Source organism: Pseudomonas koreensis, assembly GCF_025447595.1.
GTDB classification, from domain to species: domain Bacteria; phylum Pseudomonadota; class Gammaproteobacteria; order Pseudomonadales; family Pseudomonadaceae; genus Aquipseudomonas; species Aquipseudomonas koreensis_H.
Window position 1 is genome coordinate 106529 of sequence record NZ_JAOEJU010000009.1, and the last position, 22707, is coordinate 129235.

Annotated in this window: 25 protein-coding genes; 16 read left to right on the forward strand and 9 right to left on the reverse strand. The window is 61.1% G+C overall.

Going from position 1 to position 22707, the window contains the following annotated elements:
• Nucleotides 1-214 precede the first annotated feature (214 nt).
• The 6 genes from N8H71_RS13710 to N8H71_RS13735 all read left to right on the forward strand — a co-directional run bounded on the left by N8H71_RS13710 (nucleotide 215) and on the right by N8H71_RS13735 (nucleotide 5795).
• Nucleotides 215-1183: a glycosyltransferase family 2 protein gene (locus N8H71_RS13710; protein WP_262194394.1), complete on the forward strand. Its 969-nt coding sequence runs from the start codon at nucleotides 215-217 to the stop codon at nucleotides 1181-1183.
• Between the two features lie 3 nt (nucleotides 1184-1186).
• Entirely contained in the window at nucleotides 1187-1897 is a 711-nt protein-coding gene (locus N8H71_RS13715) for a class I SAM-dependent methyltransferase (protein WP_262194395.1), read from the forward strand.
• A complete protein-coding gene (locus N8H71_RS13720) occupies nucleotides 1894-2280 on the forward strand; it encodes a GtrA family protein (protein ID WP_347710520.1) in 387 nt (128 codons plus the stop codon). The genes N8H71_RS13715 and N8H71_RS13720 overlap by 4 nt, the downstream gene beginning before the upstream one ends.
• Complete coding sequence (locus N8H71_RS13725) at nucleotides 2277-4373, forward strand: DUF6311 domain-containing protein (RefSeq protein WP_262194397.1); 2097 nt, start codon at nucleotides 2277-2279, stop codon at nucleotides 4371-4373. The genes N8H71_RS13720 and N8H71_RS13725 overlap by 4 nt, the downstream gene beginning before the upstream one ends.
• 72 nt (nucleotides 4374-4445) lie before the next feature.
• On the forward strand, nucleotides 4446-5372 hold the full coding sequence (locus N8H71_RS13730; RefSeq protein ID WP_085683118.1) for a LysR substrate-binding domain-containing protein: 927 nt from the start codon (nucleotides 4446-4448) through the stop codon (nucleotides 5370-5372).
• Between the two features lie 57 nt (nucleotides 5373-5429).
• Entirely contained in the window at nucleotides 5430-5795 is a 366-nt protein-coding gene (locus N8H71_RS13735; RefSeq protein ID WP_262194398.1) for a 5-carboxymethyl-2-hydroxymuconate Delta-isomerase, read from the forward strand.
• A gap of 3 nt (nucleotides 5796-5798) precedes the next feature.
• Here N8H71_RS13735 and N8H71_RS13740 read toward each other — a convergent pair whose 3' ends face one another.
• Nucleotides 5799-6734, reverse strand: coding sequence for a LysR family transcriptional regulator (locus tag N8H71_RS13740; protein ID WP_085605584.1), 936 nt, complete (start codon nucleotides 6732-6734; stop codon nucleotides 5799-5801).
• Nucleotides 6735-7185: 451 nt separating this feature from the next.
• On the opposite strand from N8H71_RS13740, the gene N8H71_RS13745 reads away from it, so the two are divergent.
• The 4 genes from N8H71_RS13745 to N8H71_RS13760 all read left to right on the forward strand — a co-directional run bounded on the left by N8H71_RS13745 (nucleotide 7186) and on the right by N8H71_RS13760 (nucleotide 11428).
• The gene (locus N8H71_RS13745; protein WP_262194399.1) at nucleotides 7186-8835 is read left to right on the forward strand and encodes a phosphoethanolamine transferase; all 1650 of its coding nucleotides are present in this window, start codon (nucleotides 7186-7188) and stop codon (nucleotides 8833-8835) included.
• Between the two features lie 130 nt (nucleotides 8836-8965).
• Nucleotides 8966-10099: a ribonuclease D gene (gene rnd, locus N8H71_RS13750; RefSeq protein WP_085683113.1), complete on the forward strand. Its 1134-nt coding sequence runs from the start codon at nucleotides 8966-8968 to the stop codon at nucleotides 10097-10099.
• Entirely contained in the window at nucleotides 10096-10389 is a 294-nt protein-coding gene (locus N8H71_RS13755) for a YcgL domain-containing protein (RefSeq protein ID WP_085683112.1), read from the forward strand. Before rnd ends, N8H71_RS13755 begins: the two co-directional genes overlap by 4 nt.
• 106 nt (nucleotides 10390-10495) lie before the next feature.
• Nucleotides 10496-11428, forward strand: a complete 933-nt coding sequence (locus tag N8H71_RS13760; RefSeq protein WP_262194401.1) for a D-2-hydroxyacid dehydrogenase — start codon at nucleotides 10496-10498, stop codon at nucleotides 11426-11428.
• A 125-nt stretch (nucleotides 11429-11553) separates the two neighbouring features.
• On the opposite strand, the gene N8H71_RS13765 is transcribed toward N8H71_RS13760, so the two are convergent.
• On the reverse strand, nucleotides 11554-12147 hold the full coding sequence (locus N8H71_RS13765) for a nitroreductase family protein (RefSeq protein WP_262194402.1): 594 nt from the start codon (nucleotides 12145-12147) through the stop codon (nucleotides 11554-11556).
• Nucleotides 12148-12426: 279 nt separating this feature from the next.
• On the opposite strand from N8H71_RS13765, the gene N8H71_RS13770 reads away from it, so the two are divergent.
• Nucleotides 12427-12876: a YcgN family cysteine cluster protein gene (locus N8H71_RS13770; protein ID WP_262194403.1), complete on the forward strand. Its 450-nt coding sequence runs from the start codon at nucleotides 12427-12429 to the stop codon at nucleotides 12874-12876.
• 20 nt (nucleotides 12877-12896) lie between these two features.
• Nucleotides 12897-14126, forward strand: coding sequence for a hypothetical protein (locus N8H71_RS13775; protein ID WP_262194404.1), 1230 nt, complete (start codon nucleotides 12897-12899; stop codon nucleotides 14124-14126).
• A gap of 3 nt (nucleotides 14127-14129) precedes the next feature.
• On the opposite strand, the gene N8H71_RS13780 is transcribed toward N8H71_RS13775, so the two are convergent.
• The 4 genes from N8H71_RS13780 to N8H71_RS13795 form a co-directional block, all read right to left on the reverse strand.
• Nucleotides 14130-14507, reverse strand: coding sequence for a YgaP family membrane protein (locus N8H71_RS13780; protein ID WP_262194405.1), 378 nt, complete (start codon nucleotides 14505-14507; stop codon nucleotides 14130-14132).
• An 81-nt stretch (nucleotides 14508-14588) separates the two neighbouring features.
• The gene (locus N8H71_RS13785) at nucleotides 14589-15059 is read right to left on the reverse strand and encodes an RNA methyltransferase (protein WP_007958066.1); all 471 of its coding nucleotides are present in this window, start codon (nucleotides 15057-15059) and stop codon (nucleotides 14589-14591) included.
• A gap of 208 nt (nucleotides 15060-15267) precedes the next feature.
• Entirely contained in the window at nucleotides 15268-15639 is a 372-nt protein-coding gene (locus N8H71_RS13790; protein WP_007944009.1) for a YajD family HNH nuclease, read from the reverse strand.
• Between the two features lie 49 nt (nucleotides 15640-15688).
• Nucleotides 15689-16375 carry a hypothetical protein gene (locus N8H71_RS13795; protein ID WP_011332930.1) on the reverse strand — a complete coding sequence of 229 codons (687 nt, stop codon included), beginning with the start codon at nucleotides 16373-16375 and terminating at the stop codon, nucleotides 15689-15691.
• Between the two features lie 80 nt (nucleotides 16376-16455).
• Here N8H71_RS13795 and N8H71_RS13800 point away from each other — a divergent pair, with 80 nt between their 5' ends.
• Nucleotides 16456-16749 carry a hypothetical protein gene (locus N8H71_RS13800; RefSeq protein ID WP_262194406.1) on the forward strand — a complete coding sequence of 98 codons (294 nt, stop codon included), beginning with the start codon at nucleotides 16456-16458 and terminating at the stop codon, nucleotides 16747-16749.
• On the opposite strand, the gene N8H71_RS13805 is transcribed toward N8H71_RS13800, so the two are convergent.
• Together N8H71_RS13805 and N8H71_RS13810 are read right to left on the reverse strand one after the other, a co-directional pair.
• Nucleotides 16746-17219 carry a cyclic nucleotide-binding domain-containing protein gene (locus N8H71_RS13805; RefSeq protein WP_262194407.1) on the reverse strand — a complete coding sequence of 158 codons (474 nt, stop codon included), beginning with the start codon at nucleotides 17217-17219 and terminating at the stop codon, nucleotides 16746-16748. The two genes, N8H71_RS13800 and N8H71_RS13805, sit on opposite strands and share 4 nt — an antisense overlap.
• A 219-nt stretch (nucleotides 17220-17438) precedes the next feature.
• Nucleotides 17439-19493 (reverse strand): S9 family peptidase, encoded by a 2055-nt coding sequence (locus tag N8H71_RS13810; RefSeq protein ID WP_262194408.1) that lies wholly within the window; start codon nucleotides 19491-19493, stop codon nucleotides 17439-17441.
• A gap of 229 nt (nucleotides 19494-19722) precedes the next feature.
• Here N8H71_RS13810 and N8H71_RS13815 point away from each other — a divergent pair, with 229 nt between their 5' ends.
• The 3 genes from N8H71_RS13815 to N8H71_RS13825 are packed head-to-tail and all read left to right on the forward strand — an operon-like array spanning nucleotide 19723 to nucleotide 21572.
• Nucleotides 19723-20223 carry an MFS transporter gene (locus tag N8H71_RS13815; RefSeq protein WP_262194409.1) on the forward strand — a complete coding sequence of 167 codons (501 nt, stop codon included), beginning with the start codon at nucleotides 19723-19725 and terminating at the stop codon, nucleotides 20221-20223.
• A 16-nt stretch (nucleotides 20224-20239) separates the two neighbouring features.
• Nucleotides 20240-21016 (forward strand): class II glutamine amidotransferase, encoded by a 777-nt coding sequence (locus tag N8H71_RS13820; protein ID WP_025110635.1) that lies wholly within the window; start codon nucleotides 20240-20242, stop codon nucleotides 21014-21016.
• A gap of 13 nt (nucleotides 21017-21029) precedes the next feature.
• Nucleotides 21030-21572: a DUF2937 family protein gene (locus tag N8H71_RS13825; RefSeq protein WP_007956487.1), complete on the forward strand. Its 543-nt coding sequence runs from the start codon at nucleotides 21030-21032 to the stop codon at nucleotides 21570-21572.
• A gap of 134 nt (nucleotides 21573-21706) precedes the next feature.
• Here the strand turns inward: N8H71_RS13825 and N8H71_RS13830 are convergent, their stop codons facing one another.
• Entirely contained in the window at nucleotides 21707-22618 is a 912-nt protein-coding gene (locus N8H71_RS13830) for a LysR family transcriptional regulator (RefSeq protein WP_262194410.1), read from the reverse strand.
• Between the last annotated feature and the right edge of the window lie 89 nt (nucleotides 22619-22707).

A 22707-nucleotide genomic window follows, 5' to 3' on the forward strand; every position in this document is an offset into this window, starting at 1 on the left:
GCCCGGCTTTTTGGCTATCGGGGATTTGTTTCCAATCGTTCGTGAATGTTTCTGAAAGGCGCGGGCCAGAGCGCAGGAATCGGCCTTTGGATTGGCCGGAACGCCGTTGTTTCGCCCTTGCATGACATTCCGGGGTACTGCTTAATATGGTGCGGCTCATGGCGTCGAACAGCGTTCGGCGACCGACAAAAACACTATAAAAACGAGCAGTCCATTGACTCATCCGTATGGAACGCAACACGCGGGCCCGGTGAAGTTGTCGCTGGTGGTTCCCGTGTTCAATGAAGAGGACAGCCTCGACGGCTTTCTCTTGCGCATTCGACAGGTGTTCGAGCGCGAGGCGCTGATCGACCTGGAACTGGTGTTCGTCAACGACGGGAGCGGTGATGCGACGCTTGCCCGGTTGCTGCAATGCCAGGAAAGCGATGCGCGCATCCGTGTCGTCGATCTGAGCCGCAACTTTGGCAAAGAGGCGGCGTTGTCCGCCGGCCTGCAGATCTCCACCGGGCAGATCGTGGTGCCGATCGACGTTGATCTGCAGGATCCGCCCGAGATCATTTTGCAGATGATCGAGCGCTGGCGGGAGGGCTTCGAAGTTGTACTGGGTCACCGCATCAGCCGGCGAAACGACACCTGGGCCAAGCAGACCTCGGCCAATTGGTACTATCGCCTGCACAACCGGATTGCCGATCAGCCGCTACCTGATAACGTCGGTGATTTTCGGCTGATGGACCGTTGTGTGGTCGATGCGTTGCTGACCTTGCCCGAATCCCGGCGCTTCATGAAAGGCCTGTTCGCCTGGGTCGGCTTCCGCACAACGCAAGTCGAATACGAGCGCCCGGAGCGGGTGACGGGGCGGAGCAAGTTCAATGGTTGGCGGCTGTGGAATTTTGCGCTGGAAGGCATCACCAGTTTCAGCACGGAGCCGCTGCGGATCTGGACCTATCTGGGGGCGCTGGTGTCGCTGGTGTCGTTCGCCTTTGCGATGTTCATCGTGGTGCGCACGTTGCTGTACGGTGTCGATCTGCCGGGTTATGCGTCGCTGATGGTCGCGGTGACATTCCTCGGTGGTCTGCAATTGATTGGTATCGGCGTGCTCGGCGAATATCTGGGCCGCACCTACATTGAAGCGAAGCGCCGGCCGGTTTTCCTGGTGCGCCGCATCTACGACCCCAAGGACTGACCGATGGACCTCAAGGAGACCGACATCCTCGGCGACAGCATCGGCGAGCATTGGTATTACTGCTCCAAAGTGGCCGCCACTCGCCGCTTGCTGGGTGACGCGCCAATCAAACGAATACTCGATGTCGGTGCCGGTTCAGGCTTCTTTTCCCACCATTTGTTGACCCACACGGCGGCGCGCGAAGCGTGGTGCGTGGACATCAGCTATCCGGCCGACTCCAGCGCGACCACCGCCGGCAAACCGGTGCATTACCGTCGCTCGATCGACAGCGTGGACGCTGATCTGGTGTTGTTGATGGATGTGCTGGAGCACGTCGATGACGACCTTGCTCTGCTCAGGTCCTACGTCGACAAAGTGCCGTCCGGCAGTCGCTTCCTCATGACCGTGCCGGCGTTCCAGTTCATGTGGAGCGGGCACGATGATTTCCTCGAACACAAGCGTCGCTACACTTTGGCGCAATTCGAAACGCTCACCCGAAAGGCCGGATTGACGGTGGAGCGGGGCGTCTATTACTTCGGCGCGGTCTTCCCGATTGCGCTGGCGTCGCGCCTGATACCCGGCGGCGCTCGGGGTTCGGCACCGCGTTCGCAACTGAGAAAACATCATCCGCTGGTCAATACGCTGCTGAAAACCCTGTGCAATCTTGAGTTGCCGTTGATGGGCATGAATCGCCTGGCCGGTTTGAGTGTGTTCGTGCTGGCGCGCAAACCGTGACGGTCACCGAAAGATCTGCCTTGATTCAGCGCGGTCTGCGTTTCGCCGTGACCGGTCTGTTCGTCACCGCGCTGCATGCGTTGGTGGCTGTGCTGTTCATCAACTTCGTCAGCCACCAGCCACCCCTGGCCAACGGCGTGGCCTTTATCGTGGCGACGGTGGTGTCCTATGTGATCAACACCACCTGGAGCTTTTCGGCCCGACTGCACGGTAAAACCCTGCTGCGTTTCATGCTGGTTTCGGCCGGCGGTTTTCTGTTGGCGATGTTCGTGGCCTGGGCGGCGCAGATGGCCGGGCTGCATTATCTCGCCGGAATCGTTGCCGTGGCGCTGACGATTCCGGCATTCACCTTTGTACTGCACAACTTCTGGACTTATCGATGAAGGATTCACGGGAGCACCCGGCACTTTCCCTGCTGCCATTGTTCCTGGGTGTCTTGGTGTTTTTTCTGGTGGTCGGGCCGCAAGCGCTGAACCCGCAGAACATCGCCTGGCTGGAGCAGGGCGATCCGGCCACGCATTATCTGGGCTGGGCGTTTTTCCGGCATGGGCCCTGGACATTCCCGCTCGGGCTCAATCCGTCTTACGGCCTGGAACTGGGCAGCGCGATCATTTTTTCCGACTCCAATCCACTGCTCGCGCTGTTGTTCAAGCCGTTCAGTGCCTGGTTACCCGACACCTTCCAGTATTTCGGTTTGTGGCTGCTGGCCTGTTGTGTCCTGCAAGCCTGGTTTGGCTGGAAACTGCTGGCGTTGATGACGCCGCATCCCGTCATTCGCCTGCTGGGGGCCGGGCTGCTGGCGTTTTCCCCGGTGATGTTTTTCCGCCTGGTGGGGCACCTTTCCCTGGCAGGCCATTTCCTGATTCTGGCGGCGCTGTACCTCGCGTTGCTGCCTGATCTGCAACGTCGTCGCCTGGCGTGGGGCACGTTGCTCGCGGTGACGGCCGGGGTGCATGCCTACCTGCTGGCCATGGTTGCGCTGATCTGGCTGGCGGACCTGTTGGGCAAGACATTCAGTCGGTCATTGGCCCGGGGTCAGGGGCTGATCGAAGGCGGCGTGCTTTTCGCCCTGGTGAGCGTGTGTTGCTGGCAGGTCGGTTACTTCAGCATTGCCGATGGCGCGGCAGCCAGTGGCTTTGGTCTGTACCGGATGAACCTGCTGTCGCCCGCCGACCCGGCAGGCTGGTCCCAAATCCTTCCCGGTCTGCCGAAAGAAGAGGGGGACTACGAAGGCTTCAACTATTTTGGCCCGGGTGTTCTGTTGCTCGTGCCGCTGGCTTTTTTTGCCGGGTTGCGAAACCGGCAGCTTTTGAAGGATGAAGTACGTGCTCGTCCATGGCTGCTGATGGCCATGCTCGGTTTATGGCTGTTTGCGCTGTCGAACCGAATAGGCATTGGCACGTTGACGTTCGAGTATCCGCTGCCGGATAGAATCGTTGCACTGGCCAGTATTTTTCGCGCTTCGGGGCGGATGTTCTGGCCCGTGTTGTATGCCGGCGTCCTGACCCTGACTTTTCTGGTGGTACGCGGTTACCGGCCACGCATTGCCATCGGTCTGCTCGCGGTCGCGCTGTTGATCCAGATTGTCGACACCCGTAGCGGCTGGATGGCCATTCGGCAGGGAAAAACGCTGGCGCCGTCATCAATCTGGAGCAGCCCGATGACTGATCCTTTCTGGGCCAGTGCTGCTGCGCGATACGCCAATGTGCGCAGCCTGATGCCGCAGAACCAGAGCGATCGCTGGCAGATGATCGCCGGTTTCGCAGCCACCCACGGGATGAAAACCGATGCGGTGTATCTGGGGCGCATGAGCACGTCGGCACTGGCGCTGGCACAGCAGAATGCACGGCGAATGCTCGACTCGGGGCAGTACGACGCCGACTCGTTGTACCTGCTGGACGACGATGCACTGGTCGAAGCCGCGCGGAGCATCAACAGTGAAACCGATCTGTTGACGCGCGTGGACGGGGTGGCGGTGCTGGCGCCGGGCTGGAAACGCTGCGTCGAATGCCTGCGGGTGCCTGATGAAGGGCAGCAGATTTTGCTCACGCCCCTCACTCGTCCCGGGCAAACACTGACCTTCAATTATCGCAATCGACAACTGGCCAGCGGCTGGTCGACGCCGGAAAGCTGGGGGACATGGACGGAAGGGCATCAGGCGAAAATCCAATTGCGGGTGCAGCCGCCGGCGCGTTCGATCGTGATCGACGTGTTGGCTTTCATATCGCCCACGCACCCCGGCCAGCGAGTGATCGTCAGTCTGAATGGCCAACAGGTACTGGATACCCGTTTGACGCAGTTTCAAGACAATCGCCTGGAAATCCCGATCAGCGCCGCGCTCAACCAACGCCTCGGGAACGATGACGGACTCGATATCGAATTGCAGTTGCCGGACGCCGTCAGCCCTCGGCAGCTGGGTATCAACGACGATTCGCGGATCATGGGCCTGGGGCTGAAGACTTTGACGGTGCAATGACGCACCGTTTCGATGGACGCCGCCCCCACGGCCTTTCTACACTGCCGCCATCTGGGGAACGGGGGGCAATGGATGAACCGCAATGAACTACGCAAGGCCGACATCAACCTGATGGTGGTGTTCGAGACCTTGATGCTCGAACGCAACGTGACCCGGGCCGCCGAGAAACTGTTTCTCGGCCAGCCGACCATCAGTTCGGCGCTCAACCGTCTGCGCACCATGCTTAACGATCCGTTGTTCATCCGCGTCGGCCATCGCATGGAGCCGACCGCCCGCGCCGAAGACATTTATCGCCATCTCAAACCCGCGCTCGACTCGCTGTCGGTGGCGCTGAGCCTGACCCGGGATTTCGATCCTGCCGTCAGCACCATGACCTTTCGCATCGGTCTGTCGGACGACGTCGAATTCGGCCTGCTGCCGCCATTGTTGCGCGCCTTGCGCCAGGAGGCGCCGAGCGTGGTGTTCGTGGTGCAACACGTCGATTACTGGCGGATTCCCGATCTGTTGGCGGCGGGCGATATCACCGTCGGCATCAGCCAGACCCGCGGCCTGCCGGCCAATGCCAAGCGCAAACTGCTGCGGCACATTCAGCCGAGCATCCTGCGCGCCGACAAGTCCGACACGCCGCTGACCCTTGATGAATATTGCGCCCGCCCGCACGTGCTGGTTTCCCACACCGCCAATGTCAGTGGCTACGCCGATGAGTGGCTGGCGGACATTGGTCGTACCCGCCAGGTGGTGCTGTCGGTGCCGCAGTACAGTTCGTTGCCGGCGCTGCTGGCCGGCACCGATCTGATCGCCAGCCTGCCGGACTACACCGCCGAAGCCATGGCTGCTTCCGGGTTCCTGTTCAAGGAGCCGTTCCCGTTCAAGACCCCGACCCTCGACCTGTCGATGGTCTGGCTCAGCCACGTCGACAGCGATCCGGCCGAGCGCTGGCTGCGTTCGCGGCTGGAGCAGTTCATGAGTGAGCGGCCGGTGATGTCGTCGCTGGCGTGAGTCAGTCGTTGCTGTGTTATATGTACGACCTTTCCGCCGAACCACTGGAGCACCGAGATGCCACACCTGCACCTGGAATACACCGCCAATCTGCCGCAACTGAACGCCGATGTGGCGTTGATCCGGCTCAACAACACGCTGGTGGGTTCCGGTCAGTTCGGGGCGGAGTTCGATATCAAGAGCCGTGCGCTCAAGGTTGAAACCTTCAAGGTTGGCACCGCCATGAACGAGCGCGCCTTTGTGGCGGTGAGGCTGGCGCTGCTCAGCGGCCGTTCCCCGGAGGTCAAGAAGCAACTGTCGCAGAGCCTGTTGGCAGTGTTGCAGGACCTGTGCGAATGGCCGGCCGGGGTCGAGGTGCAGTTGAGTGTGGAACTGCTCGACATCGACCGTGAGTCCTACAACAAGACCGCCATCGGCGTGTAAGACTCAGGCCGCTTCCAGCTCCGCGCAGGTCTTGATGACCTGCTCGCGCAGCCAGAGGTTGGCGCTGTCCTGATCGACGTTGTGGCTCCATTGCATGTCGAGGGTGAACCCCGGCAGGCCGTTCGGCGCCTCGCAGTGATTGAACACGGCGTCGTTGGTCAGCAAGCGCTGAATGCGCCGGGGCAGGGTCAGGATGAAATCGGTGCCGGTGATCATCTTCAACGCCGCGCTGTAACTGTTGGAGCGGGCGACGATCTGGCGCTTCTGCGCCTGCCGCGCCAGCCAGCCATCGACCATGTTGGTGGTCGATGTCCACGGCGTCGGGAACACATGCCGGCGTTCGGTGAAGGCTTGCAGGCTCAGGCGCGGCTCCAGCGGCGTAGCGCGTTTGTCGAAGACGCAGACCAGATCATCTTCCAGCAGCATCCTTGATTTCAGGTCGGCGTGGCTGCGATGGAAGTGCGGTCCGAAACAGATCACCAGATCGAGGCTGCCGTCGCGCAACTCTTCGACCGGCACGTCGGTTTCGAACTTGTGCATGTTGACCATTACCGGCAAGTCATCGAAGTCGAAGCGCTTCAACATTCGCGGCAGAATCAGTTGCTCGAAGTATTCCGGGGCGCAGATGTTGAAGGTCACCGGTTGCGCCATCGGGTCGAAGGTCGGGGCGCCGGCGTGGCAGAGGTTGATGCTTTCGAGGATTTTCTGCACATGGCCATACATGCTGCTGGCCTTGTAGGTCGGACGCATGCCCGTGCGGGTGTTGACGAACAAATCGTCTTCGAAGCTGGTGCGCAGTTTTTTCAGGCAGTAACTGACGGTGGACTGGCTGACGAACAGCGCCTCTGACACATCGGTGACGCTGCTTTGCTCATACACGGCGACAAACACCATGAGATCCTGCATGTCGAGCTTTCTAAGCAAGTTACTGTTCAGCATCCGTTCTGTCTCGCTGTGCTCCTTGCGCCGAATCCGCGCAAACGTGTGCGCATGATCGTAACGGAACGATGGTGCCAGGAGAAAGCCCTGTAGGATTTTTCACGGTCAGTTGTGGGACAGAAAGTTTTAGTAACACGACGTACACAATCAAACCCGGAAAAGGTGGCCAGAAGCCTTTATCCAGACGGGTCGGGCATTGGCGCGAACGTTTTCCCTCTTCAGACCTTGGAACCGGGGCGGTCGATACGGCGACCTCGTCGCCAGCGACTGAACCACAGCTGAATCATTCTCAAATACTCTGCAGATTTCATGGTTATTTCATGGGGCAACTAATCGTTGGCTTCTTTTTCACAAAAAATTGATGGTTGCCTGCTTAAAGTTTGTGTTGTCTGAGTCAATGAAATTTTCACAATTGACGACGGCACTTCTTTCAAGGAAATAGCACCTCGCCATGTTCAAGTTAAAAGCCGTGCGCCCGGAATGGGTGACGTTGTTTGCCAGCGCCTTTCTTTTGACCGGATTCAATTTCGTTCTCTGGCAACATCTGTTCGACATCACCACTGCGGACGGCAAGGGCATTGCCATGCGCATTGCGTTCGGAGTGATGATCTTCGCGGCGTATAACATCGTCTTGACGTTGCTGGCGTTTCGACCTGTTTTGAAACCTGTGTTGACGTTGTTGTTCATGGTCAGTGCCGGCGTGGCTTATTTCATGAGCCAATACGGTGTAATGATCGATGCCGGCATGTTTCGCAACTTTGCCGAAACCAACGCCACCGAAGTTCGCGATCTGCTGTCTTTGAAGTTGCTGGCTTATATCTTGTTTTTGGGTGTCTTGCCGTCCTGGTTGTTGTGGAAAGTTCCAGTCAATTATCGTCGTTGGCATCGCGAGTTATTAAGTAAAGTTGTTGTGAGTGTCGCGTCGGTCGCAGTCATTGGCGGCGTTGCGCTGGCCAATTACCAAGGGTTGTCGTCGCTGTTTCGCAATCACCACGAAATTCGCTTGATGCTGGTGCCGAGCAACTACATCGGCGCCTCGGCCGGGTATCTGCGGGAGCAGGTCGCTTCGGCGCAGCAACCGTTCGTCAAGATTGGCGAGGATGCCCAGCGTAACGCCGCCGTGCAGAACCATCCGCGCAAATCACTGACAGTGCTGGTGGTGGGGGAAAGTGCCCGGGCGGAGAACTTCGGCATCCTCGGCTATGACCGCGACACCACACCAAAACTGAATAAGGAAGCCGGCCTGATCGCCTTCACCGATGTACATTCTTGCGGCACGGAAACGGCCGTGTCGGTGCCTTGCATGTTTTCCAACATGGGTCGCAAGGATTACGACGCCAGCAAGGCGAAGAATGAGGAAGGGCTGCTGGACGTGCTCAAACGTGCCGGGATCGACGTGATCTGGCGCGACAACCAGTCCGGCTGCAAGGGCACCTGCGATCGCGTCACCTTGCAGGATGTCAGCAATCTGAAAGACCCGGCGCTGTGCGCCAACAGCGAATGTCGCGACGAAATTCTGTTGCAAGGTCTCCAGAGCTTCATCGATCACCTGGACAAGGACACCGTGCTGGTACTGCATCAGATGGGCAGCCACGGCCCGGAGTACTTCAAGCGCTATCCGAAGGAGTACGAGCATTTCACTCCGGTGTGTGAGAGCAACGCGCTGAACAATTGCAGTCGCGAGAGCATCGTCAATGGTTACGACAACACCCTTGTCTACACCGATCATGTGTTGTCGAGCCTGATCGATGTGCTGCGCAGCAATCAGGAAAAAGTTGATACCGCCATGTTGTACCTGTCCGACCACGGCGAATCCCTCGGCGAATACAACCTGTTCCTCCACGGCACGCCCTACATGCTGGCGCCGGAACAACAGAAACACGTGGCGATGCTGGCGTGGTTCTCCGACAGCTATCAAAAGTCCTACTCGGTCGACACTCATTGCCTGCAAATGAGCCGCGACAAGCCGCTGAGCCAGGACAATCTGTTCCACTCGATGCTCGGTCTGCTGGAAGTGCAGAGCAAGGTCTACCAGCCGGATCTGGACATGTTTGCCGGTTGCCGGGGTGCGGTGATCGACGGGGTGTTGGCCAAGGACTGAGCCGGCAGACTCACTCTGTAAGACTATTCTTTCCCTCAGGCAGGAGATTTCATCAAGCTCTTGCCCTGTAGAGGCGCGGAAAGCGCCGGTGGCGATATATACTGCGCGCCATTCTTGAAGGGAGAGCCGTGTGGCCATCGATATTCACTGGATTCGCGACAACGATAGCCTCGCGCAGTTTTGCGCCGAGTGGCAGCAGCTGCCGTTCGTTGCCCTCGACACCGAATTCATGCGGGTCGACACCTTCTACCCGATTGCCGGCCTGTTGCAGGTCGGCGACGGCAAACGCGCCTACCTGATCGACCCGCTGACCATCAACGCCTGGCAACCCCTGGCCGCGTTGCTGGAAAACCCGGCGGTGCTCAAAGTCCTGCACGCCTGCAGCGAAGACCTCGAAGTCCTGCTGCGCCTGACCGGCAGCCTGCCGGCGCCGCTGTTCGACACCCAACTGGCCGCGGCCTACCTGAACCTCGGGTTCTCGATGGGCTATTCGCGTCTGGTACAGGAAGTGCTCGGCATCGAACTGCCGAAGGGCGAAACCCGTTCTGACTGGTTGCAGCGTCCGCTGTCCGACACGCAAATCAGCTATGCCGCCGAAGACGCGGTGCATCTGGCGGAGGTTTTTGTCGAGCTGCGACCCAAACTGTCCGACGACAAATTCGCCTGGGTGCTGGAGGACGGCGCCGAGCTAGTCGCCAACCTGCGCCGCGAGACCGATCCGTACGAGGTGTACCGCGAGGCCAAACTGGCGTGGAAACTGTCCCGCGCCCAACTCGCCGTACTGCGCGAACTGTGCGCCTGGCGTGAGCGCGAGGCCCGCGCCCGCGACCTGCCGCGCAACCGTATCGTCCGCGAGCATTCGTTGTGGCCCCTGGCCCGCACGCAACCGGACAACCTCAGCGCGCTGGGCAAGATCGAAGACATGCACCCGCGTACCGTGCGTCAGGACGGCGAGTTTCTGCTTGATCTGATCAAGCGCTCTGGCAGTGTGGGGCCTGATCAATGGCCGCCAGCCGTGCCGGAGCCGCTGCCGATCGAAGCCGCCGCGCTGATCAAACAGCTGCGGGCGCTCGGTCAGGCCGAAGCTGAACGTCTGGGCATCGCGCCGGAACTGATGCTGCGCAAGAAAACCCTCGAAGCGCTGGTCAAAAGCGGCTTCCCCGAGGGCCCTTACCAATTGCCTGATTCGCTGCGTGGCTGGCGCCGCGAGTTGATGGGCCAGAAGCTGCTCGACAGCCTGGCCACCGCCGGAGAACAGCCTTGAAACGTATTTGTTCCATTTATCAAAGTTCGAAGAAAAGCGGCATGTACCTGTACGTGCTCAAGAGCGACGCGCTGGAGCGCGTGCCGGAAGCTCTGATGGCGGCGTTCGGCAAGGCGAAGCATTCCTTCGATCTGGTGCTGACTCCCGAGCGCAAGCTGGCCAGCGAAGATATCGCCGTGGTCCTGGAAAACCTCGACAAGCAGGGCTACCACCTGCAAATGCCGCCGGCCGAGGAAGAGTACATCGAGCACTTGCCCGAAGAGTTGCTGCGACGCAACGACCCGGTCTGATCCGCGAGGCCCTGTCCTGGGCCTCTTGTAACCCCTGGAACGGTTTTTACGGCGACGGCTGCCACGAAGTGGACGGCCGCCTGCACGGTTTGCGAAAGGTTTGAAGATGCGCGTTCTGATTGCTGAACACGACCACGCGATATACGCCCGACTGCTGCGTCAGACGGCCCCGGAGCTTGAAGTGCTGACCAGCGGCGACTCCGCCGAACTGGCCCGCCAGGCCGTCGATTGCCCGGTGTGGCTGGGCCAGCCGGATCTGCTGGCGACCCTGTTGCGTCAGGGCCACCAGCCCCAATGGCTGCAATCGACCTGGGCTGGCATCACGCCGCTGCTGGCCGACGGTCTGCGCCGGGATTACCGCCTGACCCGGGCGGTCGGCATTTTCGGCCAGGTCATGGCTGAATACGTGCTGACCTACATGCTCGGCCACGAGCGTGAAGTGCTGGCACGACTGGTCAGCCAGGTCGAGCGCAAGTGGGACAACCGCACCGGCCAGAGTCTGGTCGGGCGCAAGGTGCTGATCGTCGGCACCGGTGATATCGGCCAGAGCGTGGCGCAGTTCCTGCTGCCGTTCGGCGTCGAGTTGTACGGCATCGCCAGCAGCGCCCGCGAGCAGGCGCCGTTTGCCGAAGTCGGTTCGATGGCGGACTTGCCGCGTCTGGTCGGCGAAGCGGATTACGTGGTCAACCTGCTGCCCAACACCGAGCACACCCACGACATCTACGACGCGGCGCTGTTCAAGCAATTCAAGCCGACTGGTTTGTTCATCAACGCCGGGCGCGGTGTCGCGGTGGTCGATGCGGATCTGGTGGAAGCGTTGAAAGAAGGCCATCTGGCCGGCGCGGTGATCGACGTTTGCCGTCAGGAACCGCTGCCGCAACGGCATCCGTTCTGGACCGCGTGGGGCTTGCTGCTGACCGGGCACAGCTCGGCGCCGACCTCGCCGCCGATGATGGTGCAGTTGTTTCTGGATAACTTGCGGGCGTATCAGGCGGGTGAGGCGCTGCGTGGGGAAGTGGATTTCGCACGCGGTTACTGATTCGCCGCGATAAAAACGGTGGGAGCGAGCTTGCTCGCGAAGAGGTCAGCACATTCAACGAAGATGTTGAATCAACCGACGCCTTCGCGAGCAAGCTCGCTCCCACTTTTCGTTTGCAGTGTGGCTTAGAGGGTGAAATCGCCTTCAGCCGCCAGTTCGCTCAGCGGACGACGCGGGCTCGGCACTTCCCGTGCCTGCAGGTATTCCGCCAGGGTTGCCTTGTCACCCAGCTTGCCCACCGCAACGGCGGCGTGCAGCGCATAACCTTCTGGAATGTTCAGCTCCTTGCGTGTCAGCTCCTGATCGAAGCCGGCCATGCCGTGGGTGTGCCATCCACTCAGGCTCGCTTGCAGCGCCAGATGGCCCCACGCCGAACCAGTGTCGAAGGTGTGCCACAGCGCTGGCGTCTCTTCGCTGGCGCCCGGTGCGGTGAAGGTGGTTTTCGAAATCACGATCACCAGCGCCGACGCGTGTTGCGCCCAGGCACGGTTGAATTCATTGAGCAGGCCCAGGTAACGCTCCCAGTTTGGCGTATCGCGACGGGCGTAGAGAAAACGCCATGGCTGCGAGTTGTATGCCGACGGCGCCCAGCGTGCAGCTTCGAAGAAGCTCAGCAGGGTTTCTTCGGAAATCGCTTCGCCGGTAAAGGCGCGGGGCGACCAGCGATCGGTGAACTGCGGGTGAATGGCGTATTCGGCAACGCGAGGGTTGACACTCATCGAGAGATTCCTTGCTACGTTTGAGGACAGGTTGGAAGCGAAACCCGGCGGGATCAGTTGGGCTGAACGATGGGGTTATGTCGCAAGCCTGCAGTTCACCGGAGGCAACGCGGTCGAGCGTTAATGGCATCCGGCAAAGGCTTGGTGAGACCGGCAAAGCTACTTGGCCGCGCAAAAACTGACAAGCCCCGCACAACCGGCAGTCGCCAGCGCTTGGATCACGGGGCCTTGGGCACTAGACTGGCGGCCTTTTCACCACCTGATGTTGATGCTTGAGCCATGGCCGCCAAAGTCGAACCGTTCTGGATACGCAAAACCCTCGATCAACTGGATCACGAGGAATGGGAATCGCTGTGCGACGGTTGCGGCCTGTGCTGCCTGCAAAAGCTCGAGGATGAAGAAGACAACAGCGTCTATTACACGCGCATCGCCTGCAAACTGCTGGATCTGAAAACCTGCCAGTGCAGCGATTACCCGAACCGCATGAAGTTTGTCCCGGACTGCATCCAGCTCACCCCGGGCCAGGCCAAAGAGTTCAAATGGCTGCCGCCGACCTGCGGTTATCGGCTGGTCAGCGAAGGCAAGGATCTGCCGCTGTGGCATCACCTGGTCTGCGGTGATCGCGACGCGGTGCACCACGAACGGATTTCCCAGTCCGGGCGCATGCTCGCCGAAGGCAGCGTGCCGGAAGATGACTGGGAAGATCACCTGATTTTCCGCGCAGGTTAACGATTGACCAAGGAGCAGGTATGGCGACGGGATTGCGCCGGGCGCTGATCGTCACGTTGCTGGCGCTGAGTGCGCCGGTGTGGGCGGCGAAGAAAGTCGATCTGGATTATCAGGTCCGTCTGCTGCCGCAGAGCGATCAGGCCGAAGTACGCCTGACCCTCGCCAAGGGCGAAGCGGTGCGCAGCCTGGATTTCGATCTCGGCGATGGCAGCCACTACAGCGACTTCAAGGCCGACGGCCAATGGCAGCTGACGCCGGGCAAACCGGCGCGCGGGGTCTGGCGACCGACGGCGGACAAGGCCAGCCTGACCTATCGCGTACGTATCAGCCACGGCCGCAAGAACGGCAGCTTCGACACGCGCATGACCCCGACCTGGGCGCTGATGCGCGGCGATGAACTGGTGCCGTCAGCCAGGCTCGATCAACAGGACGGCATCGAACTGGTCGCGCGCCTGCACTTCGAATTGCCCGATGGCTGGAAAAGCGTCGAAACCGCCTGGCCGCGCATCGGCAAGAACAAATTCCGCATCGATAATCCGTCCCGCCTGTTCGACCGGCCCACTGGCTGGATGCTCGCCGGCCACCTCGGCAGCCGCCGCACCCGGCTGGGGGAAACCGAAGTCACCGTGGCCTCGCCGCAGGGGCAGGGCATGCGCCGGATGGACGTGCTGACGCTGCTGACGTTCGTCTGGCCGCAGGTGCAGGCAGTGTTTCCCCGCCATCCGAGCAAACTGTTGATTGTCGGTGCCAACGACCCGATGTGGCGCGGCAGCCTGGCGGCACGGGAGTCGATCTACCTCAACACGCGGTTGCCGCTGGTCAGCGAAAGCGGCAGCAGTGCACTGGTGCGCGAGCTGGCGCAGGTGTTCGGACGGATCAACGACGAGCAGCGCAGCGACTGGATCAGCGAGGGTTTTGCCGAGTATTACGCCATCGAACTGGTGCGCCGCGCTGGTGGCATGAGCGATGAGCGTTATCAGGCGTTGCAGGCGAAGCTGGCCAAGGACACCCATAAAGTCACGACGCTGCGCGGCGATCAGCTCAGCCCGGCGCAGCTGTCGAAAGCGGTGCTGTTGTTACAGGAGCTGGACGGCGAGATTCGCCTGAAGACCCGCAACAAGCGGTCACTGGATGATGTGCTGCGCGGGGCGATGCATCTGGGGACGGTGGACACCAAAGAGTTCGTGCAACTCGCCGAAAGCATTCTCGGCGAGTCGTCCAAAGTCCTCGATACCGCGTTGCTTCGGTAGCGGTCAGACCCCGGCTTTCGGCGATTTCACCGAATCATTGCCGGTCACCGTGGCGGTTTTGGTGGCTGCTTCGGCATTGGCCTTGAGCTTGCTCAGCTCTTCACCGGCCCGTTCGATCTTCGCCCGCACGTTGTTCATGTCCTGACGGCTTTTCTCCAGCAGGCTTTTCACCGAGCTGTGGCCGGTGATGCCGCGGGCCATGGCCACGCCGCCAATCGCCACCTGAATCAGCCCGAAAACACCGCCACGGCGCAGGCCCTTGCCGACCATGATCACGCCGCCGGCCAGCGAGCCGACGCGCTCCCAGCCTTCGACGTTCTGCTCGGAACGGCTCTGGAACGGGGTGGATTCGATACGCTCGACGCGCTTGAGCTCGGTCATGATCTTTCTCCAGGCAATGAGTAATCGATAAACAAGCTGACTGCGCAGACGGTCAGCTCGTTCCATCGGATGTGCGGCGTTTCAGCGGAATTTCGGCCCGGAGCGGGTGTTCAGGCCTTTGGCCATGCGGTCGTAAAGCACGACGTTGACCGTGGCGGCGAGGTTCATGCAACCGGTGGTCGGGATGTACACGACGTCTTCGCACCAGTCGCGGATCTCTTGATCCAGCGAACCGTCTTCGGGGCCGAAGATGTACAGGGCGCGATCCGGGTGGGTGTACTCCGGCAGCGGGCGGGCGCCGTCGACCAGTTCCACGGCGACCGGGACGCAGTTGAGCGGCAGGATCTTTTTCAGGTCGTCAATGCCGATCAGCGGGATGTCATAGTGCACGCGCTTGGTGTCGGTGACGAAGTCGGCAGCACGCTCATAGCGCTTGCCGGTGTAGAACACGGTCGACACGCCGTAGCAGCCTGCGGCGCGCATCACCGAACCGACGTTTTCCGGTGATTTGGGGTTATACAAACCAATGCAGCTGTACCGTTTGTCTGCCACGAGCGGGGTGCCTTCGGGAAAAAGAGGGCGATTATACGGGGATTGGGGGAGGGGTGTTCAGTTTGAGATTGGCGGTGTCCGAGACACCGCCATCGCTAGCAAGCTAGCTCCCACAGTGATCTCGGTCGCTCACAAATTCTAAGTACACCAGAGAAACCTGTGGGAGCGGGCTTGCCCGCGAAGAGGCCGGTACAGGCGCTGAAGATCTTCAGTCTTCTTTCTTCATCAGTCCGGCCAGCGCAGCAAACGGGTTATGCGTGGCCTTGGCGATTTTCGGCGTGCTCAGCGAGCCTTCGCCGAAATACTGCTGGTCGGTGTAACGCGAGTGTTCGTTGTCGTGGCAGTACAGGCACAGCAGCTCCCAGTTGGAACCGTCCTGCGGGTTGTTGTCGTGGTTGTGGTCGCGGTGGTGCACGGTCAGCTCGCTCAGGCGCTTGCCGGAAAACTCACGGGCGCAGCGGCCGCACACGTGCGGGTACATCTTCAGGGCCTTGTCGCGGTAGCCCATTTCCTTGTCGCGCTGGTTGTCGGCGAGGATGCGATCCAGCTTCGAAGTGTTGGTCGGGGTGGACGAACTCATGGGTTCACCTTTGTAGAAAGACTAATGACGGTTATGAGGCAAGTTTAGCTCAGCCCTTGAGCTTCTCGGCAATCCAGATCGTATGGCGCGTGCCCTTGTTGCCGTGGGCGAAGACCTGGACTTCCTCGGCCTTGAAACCGGCCTTCTTCAATTTGTCGGAAAACTGCCGGTCGGCGCTGGCCGACCACACCGCCAGCACGCCTTTGGGTCGCATCGCCTTGGCGCACGCAGCCAGACCTGCGGCGGAATACAGCCAGCTGTTGGCCTTCTGGGTCAGGCCTTCGGGGCCGTTGTCGACGTCGAGCATGATCGCGTCGAAGCCGTTCGGCTCGCTTTGCAGCACCTTGGCCACGTCTTCCTGACGGATCACCGTGCGCGGATCGAGCAGCGGGCGCCCGGACTTTTCACCGAGCGGGCCGCGGTTCCACTCCACCACACCGGGCACCAGCTCGGCGACCACCACTTCGGCGCTCTTGCCCAGATGCTTGAGCGCGGAGGCGAGAGTGAAGCCCATGCCCAGACCGCCGATCAGCACGCGCGAGTTCGGCCGGCCGGCGACCTTGCGGCACGGGATCTCGGCCAGCGCGTCTTCGGAACCGTGCATTCGGGTGTTCATCAGTTGGCCGCCGTCGCCGCCCTGGATCTTGATGACGAAGTCTTCGCCATACTCGAACAGGCACAGGGCGCCACCGTTGTCAGGGATCGGCGTGGTGTCGAGCAGAACGAAACGTTTCATGGAAATCTCTACAGGGGGGGAAGGCAAGCCGGCGCGTTGGGAGTAGCCTGAAGGCAGACTTCAGGCCAACGGAGCCCTTGATGAAGCGCACCATTCTAACGGTCATTGCCCTGACCGCGCTCTCGATAACTGCCGTGCAGGCGCAACAGACGATTCCCGTCAACCCGATGCCGCCAGCCGGGTCGCCCGGTTCGCCCGGCACCGCGACGCCGACGCCGTATCCGCAGATCAGCCCTGCACCCATTCCCAGGACCGGCCCCGGCAGCGGTGGCCCGCCGTTGGTGCCGATCGAAATGCCCAGTCCGCCGACCAAGGATCAGCCATTGCCGGGCCTGGAACAGAACGACAGCAAACCCAAATCCCCGGGAGGCTAGATCTGCTGGGCGGCGAGTTGGCCGTCAGCCATGCGCAGGCGTTTGGAGAGGGAAACGGCGAGGGCACGGATGATCTTGGCGGCGATCTTCGGCGCGTCGTTAAGCATTTTTTCCAGCGAATCCTTGCCGAGGTTGAGCAACTGACAGTTGCTCGCCGCCACGCAAGTCGCTGAACGGCGTTCGCCGTCGAGCACGGCCATTTCGCCGAACGCCCGGCCGCTGCGCAGGGTAGCCATCGTCACTACCTGGCCGTCAGCGCCGGTTTTCTGCACGGCCACCTGGCCGGTGTGGATGATGCACATGAAACTGCCGGCATCGCCTTCGCGAAAGATCGCTTCGCCTTCAGCCACGGTACTGATGCTGAAGTAGCCCGAAGCGGCGGCAAAATCCGCCAGTTGCAATTGATCGAACAGGCCGCAGTCCATCAGCCAGTCGCGGATTTCGTTGTTCAGTAGAGTGGGTTCTGACATGTCGTCACAGTCTTTTTGTTTTCACAGGTTGCAGGCACTACACGGATCGTTGTGGGAGCGAGCTTGCTCGCAAATGCGGTGGATCAGCCAATATCAGTCTCGACTGACCTGACGCCTTCGTCGGATCGCCGCCCGGAGCGAGCTCGCTCCCACAATGGGATCTGAGGTGTATCGACCGCCGGGGTCTGGAATTAAGACCCAAGTGACCGGCGGAGTTCCTCAGGCGATGCCCAGAACCTTGAAAACAAATGCATATTCGAGCGCTACGTCACGTAATCCCTGATAACGCCCGCTCATCCCGCCGTGGCCAGCGCCCAGTTCGGTCTTGAGCAGCAATGGATTGTCGTCGGTCTTGGTCGCGCGCAATTTCGCCACCCACTTGGCCGCTTCCCAATACTGCACGCGGCTGTCGTTGTAGCCGGCGATCACCAGCGTCGCAGGATACGCCTGCGCAGTGACGTTTTCGTACGGCGCATAGGCCTTGATCCGCTCGTAGACGTCGGGCTCCTCGGGATTGCCCCACTCGTCGTATTCGGTGACGGTCAGCGGCAGATCCGGATCGAGCATAGTGTTGAGCACGTCGACGAACGGCACTTCTGCAATCGCCACGCCGAACAGATCCGGACGCTGGTTGAGCACCGCGCCGATCAGTAAGCCACCGGCGCTGCCACCGCTGATCGCCAGTTGTGGCGCGGTGGTGATGCCGTTGAGGATCAGGAATTCAGCGCAGGCAATGAAGTCGCTGAAGGTGTTGTGCTTGTGTTCCTGCTTGCCGGCGCGGTACCAGGCTTCGCCCAGTTCACCGCCGCCACGCACGTGGGCGATGGCGAACGCCATGCCGCGATCCAGCAGGCTCAGGCGAGCGTGGGAGAACCACGGATCAAGGCTCGAACCGTAGGCACCGTAACCATACAGATACAGCGGCACCGCTTTGCCGACCATTTCCCGTTTCATCACCAGACTGATCGGCACCTGGGTGCCGTCCGGCGCGGTCGCCCACAGGCGCTGGCTGACGTAGGCGTCGGCGTCGAACGGGCCGAGCACCGGGGTTTCCTTGAGGACAGTCTGTTCGCCGGTGGCGAGGATCAGTTGCCGAACCTGGGCTGGACGATTCAGCGCTTCATAGCGCAGGCGAATGCGGTCGCTTTCGAATTCCAGGCTGTTTTGCACGTAGAGGCTGTAGGCCGCGTCCGGCAATTGCACGCGATAAGGCGCCAGACCGTGTGGGCGAACTTCAATGATCGGCAGACCACCTTCGCGCAGGCTCAGGGTCAGGGCTTCGGCGTTGAGGGTCACGCCATCGAGCATCACCGAATCACTGTGCGGAATCAGGTTCTGCCAGTCGGCTTCGCTCGGTGGGATGCCGGTGTCCGGCGCCTGATACAGGGCGAAGTTGATGCCGTCGCGGTTGGTGCGGATGAACCAGGTCCATTCGCCATCGAGCTTGCCGTGGTCGACGTCGTACTCATGATCCTCGACCCGTGGCGCCAGACAAGTGAACGGCTGCTGCGGCTGATTGGCGTCCAGCGCCCAGACTTCGCTGGTGGTCTTGCTGCCCAGCGACAACAGCAATTGCTGCTCGGAGCTGGCGCGGTAGCAATGCAGGAAGAAACGCCCGTCCGGTTCGTGGAACACCTCTTCGGCGGCAGTGCCGTCGAGGCGGTAGCGGAACAGTTTGTGCGGGCGATGAGTGTCGTCGAGCACGCCGAAGAACAGCGTGAGGCTGTCATTGGCCCAGGTCATGCTGCCGTCGCAGTCCTGGAATTCCAGTTCGCTGACACGCTCGCTGGATAATTCCTTCACGAACAGCGTGTAAATCTCGTCGCCCGAGGCATCGACGCTGTAGGCCAGACGCTGGTGATCCGGGCTGATGCTGAACGCGCCGAGGGAGAAAAATCCGCCGTTGGCCAGGGCGTTCGGGTCGAGCAGCAATTGTTCGCGGCTTTCGTCGAGGGTCAGGCTGTCGTCGGCCGGACGCGGGCAGCGGTAGTGACGGGCGTATTCGTCACCGGCTGTGGTGCGGGTGTAATACAGGTACGGGCCCCATGGCGATGGCAGGGACAGGTCGGTTTCGAGGATCCGGCCCTTGATCTCCTCGAACAGGGTTTCGCGCAGTTCGGCCTGATCGGCGGTTTGTGCCTGCTGATAGTCGTTTTCAGCCTTGAGGTAGTCGAGCACCGCGTCGGTGTCGCGTTCCTGCAGCCAGGCGTACGGGTCGTGACCGGCGGCCTTGTGGGCAATCGGGGCGCTGCTGACGTTGGCGGATACGGGCATGGAAAGCTCTCGAAAATATAACGGAATAGGGTTTCGCAACCTGTGGGAGCGAGCTTGCTCGCGAAAGCGCAGGCTCAGTCAATAATAGTGTTGAATCTGACGGCCTCTTCGTCGGATCGCCGCCCGGACCAAACTCGCTCCCACAATGTCCGGGGCTGACCGACTGGCATTGGGACAAGCCTGACGTGCGAAAAGTCGTTACTATAAGCGCCTCTTTGCCTGCCTTGCCATGGACACCATGACCGAGAACGACTATCTGATCGCCTGGGGCCTTTACGCCTTTGCCGCCGTGGGCTGCCTGCTGGTGTGGATGCGCATGACCCGCTGGATGTGGCGCTGGCTGCGCGAGCCGCTGCGTGTATTGATGGCGGTGTTGCTGTTCAGCCCGACCATCATTGACCCGGTGAAGGAAAAATTCGCCCCGGCCATCGCCATCACCGCGCTGGATCTGGCGTTCAAGGTCGGCAACAACGCCTGGCGCGCGATTTCCGAACTGCTCATGTACGCCATGATCGCCTTCGGCCTTTACCTGATTTTCGTGCTGATCCGCTTCCCGATCGAGCGCGCTTCGAACGCTCGCAAGGAGCAGGCGGAAGCTGCTCGCGCAGCCGCCCGTGCCGAAGACGAGCGTGAAAGCGATCAACCGTTCGGCGGCGCCGGCGATGATCGTTATGGTCGTCCACCGCTGCCGAGCAATCCGCAGCGTCGGCGCGTCGAGCCGCGTCTGTAATCACGAGAGTCCGCACATGTGTGAATTACTGGGCATGAGTGCCAACGTGCCGACCGACATCGTGTTCAGCTTCACCGGGCTGATGCAACGCGGCGGTCGCACTGGCCCGCACCGCGACGGCTGGGGCATTGCCTTCTACGAAGGTCGTGGGCTGCGCCTGTTCCAGGACCCGGCGGCCAGCAGCGAGTCGGAAGTGGCCAATCTGGTGCAGCGCTATCCGATCAAGAGCGAAGTGGTCATCGGTCATATCCGCCAGGCCAACGTCGGCAAGGTCTGCCTGTCCAACACCCACCCGTTCGTCCGCGAGCTGTGGGGGCGTAACTGGTGCTTCGCGCACAACGGCCAGCTCGCCGACTTCACCCCGATCAAAAGTTTCTACCGCCCGGTCGGCGATACCGACAGCGAAGCGGCGTTCTGCGATTTGCTCAATCGCGTACGTGCAGCGTTTCCGGAACCGGTCGATATAGAAGTGCTGCTGCCGGATCTGGTCGCGGCCTGCGCCGAATATCGCAGCAAAGGCGTTTTCAACTGCCTGCTCAGCGACGGCGACTGGCTGTTCTGCTATTGCTCGACCAAACTGGCGCAGATCACCCGACGCGCCCCGTTTGGCCCGGCGCGGCTCAAGGACGTCGATGTTATCGTCGACTTCCAGGCCGAAACCACGCCCAACGACGTGGTCACGGTGATTGCCACCGAACCCTTGACCGAAAACGAAACCTGGACCCGCTACGAACCGGGCCAATGGAGCCTGTGGCGACGCGGCGAATGCGTCAGCCAAGGCACGACCGAATAAGGATTGCACCCCCATGTTGCTCAGTTATCTACGGCTGGTGTTGTTTGCGGCGGGCCTGTTGATCGGTGTCCAGGTGCCAGGCTTCATCAACGATTACGCCAAGCGGGTCGAAGCGCACCTGATCGAGGCGCAGACCGGTCTGCGCGGCTTCCAGGGCACCGCCGAGCAGTTCTTCAAGGGTGATATCCAGGCGCTGGTCGCCCACTATCGCGCGAGCGAAGACCCGGTGTTTCGCAGCGATGCCGACAGCCTGAGCACCTTGCTCAACCGTCAGCTGGCGTTGGACAAGCAATTCCAGGCGATGCAGGGCCCGTGGTACATCCGCTTCCTGCAGGTGGTGCTGGCCGCCGACCCGGACATCCGCAAGGAAACCTGGAACGGCTACAGCTACCAGATCCTGCTGACGCCGGAAGCGATGATCTGGGGCATGAGCGGCGCGCTGCTGCTGTCGTTCGGTCTTGAATGCCTGTTCCGTCTGATCGACTGGGTGGTGTTGGGCGGCAAGCGCCTGCGCCAGAGCAGGCCGATCGAAGACCGGGATGTGCGCGGGCTCTGAGCCTTATGAAGATCGCTCCCACGCTCTGCGTGGGAATGCAGCCCGGGACGCTCCGCGTCCCTTCCAAAGCCGAACGCGGAGCGTCCGTTTAGGCATTCCCACGCGGACGGTTCGACGCCTCGACGTGGGAACGATCAAGACAGGACGACGTAGTTCTCGCCCACTTTCTGCGCATACCCCTCCAGCACCTGCTGACACAGCGTCACGATCTCCTCGACCCATTCCACACCGACCCGCCACGACACCACCACCTGCAGATTCGGCGGGCGCTGTTCGATGTCGAGCAGGGTCAGTTCGCCCCGCGCCAGTTCCTCGGCCACCAGTACCGGCGGCAACGCGCCAATGCCGAACCCGTCGCGCAACAGCCGGGTGATCGCCGACACCGAATTCACACAGTTCAACCGTGGTGCCAGCACGCCCTGGGCCTGCATCAGCGCCAGGATGTCCTGATGTGGCCGGGAGTTTTTCGAGTAGGTGATGATCCGCTCCTGCGCAAGGTCGGCGAGGTTTGCGTAGTCGCGGTTGTAGATCGAGTTGCTGGCGACGATCCAGCCGATAGGGTGGCTGGCGAGTTCCAGGCTGCGCACACTTTCCTGGCGCACCAGATCGGTTTGCAGAATCAGATCGAGAAAGCCTTTTTGCAGCTGATCGCAGAGGTTCAGCGAGGTATCCGCCACCAGCTCGATTTCCACCCGAGGGTACAGGTCGGTCATCTGCGCCACCAGCGGGCTGAGCCAGGTGTGGATCACCGTGTCCATCACCCCGATGCGCACCCGGCCAACCTTGCTCGATCGAGTCTCGATCGACTGCTTCAGCGCCTGCATCGTGTCGAGCATCTGCTCGGCATAGTCCAGCACTTTCAAACCTTCGGGCGTCAGGCTGACGCCGCGTGAATCACGCAGGAACAGCTTCACCCCGAGCTCGCCTTCGAGCACCGCGATCCGGCTGGAGATCGAGGCCTGGGTGGTGAACAGCTTGTCGGCGGTCAGGCGAAAACTTTTCAGCCGGGCGACCCAGACGAAGGTTTCGAGAAACTTCAGGTTCATGGCAACAAATTTTTCTTATGTCTTGGGCGGGTTTTTATTCGTTGGACGCGACCGGGTGACGCACCCAAGAATCGACGCATCCGGTTCCC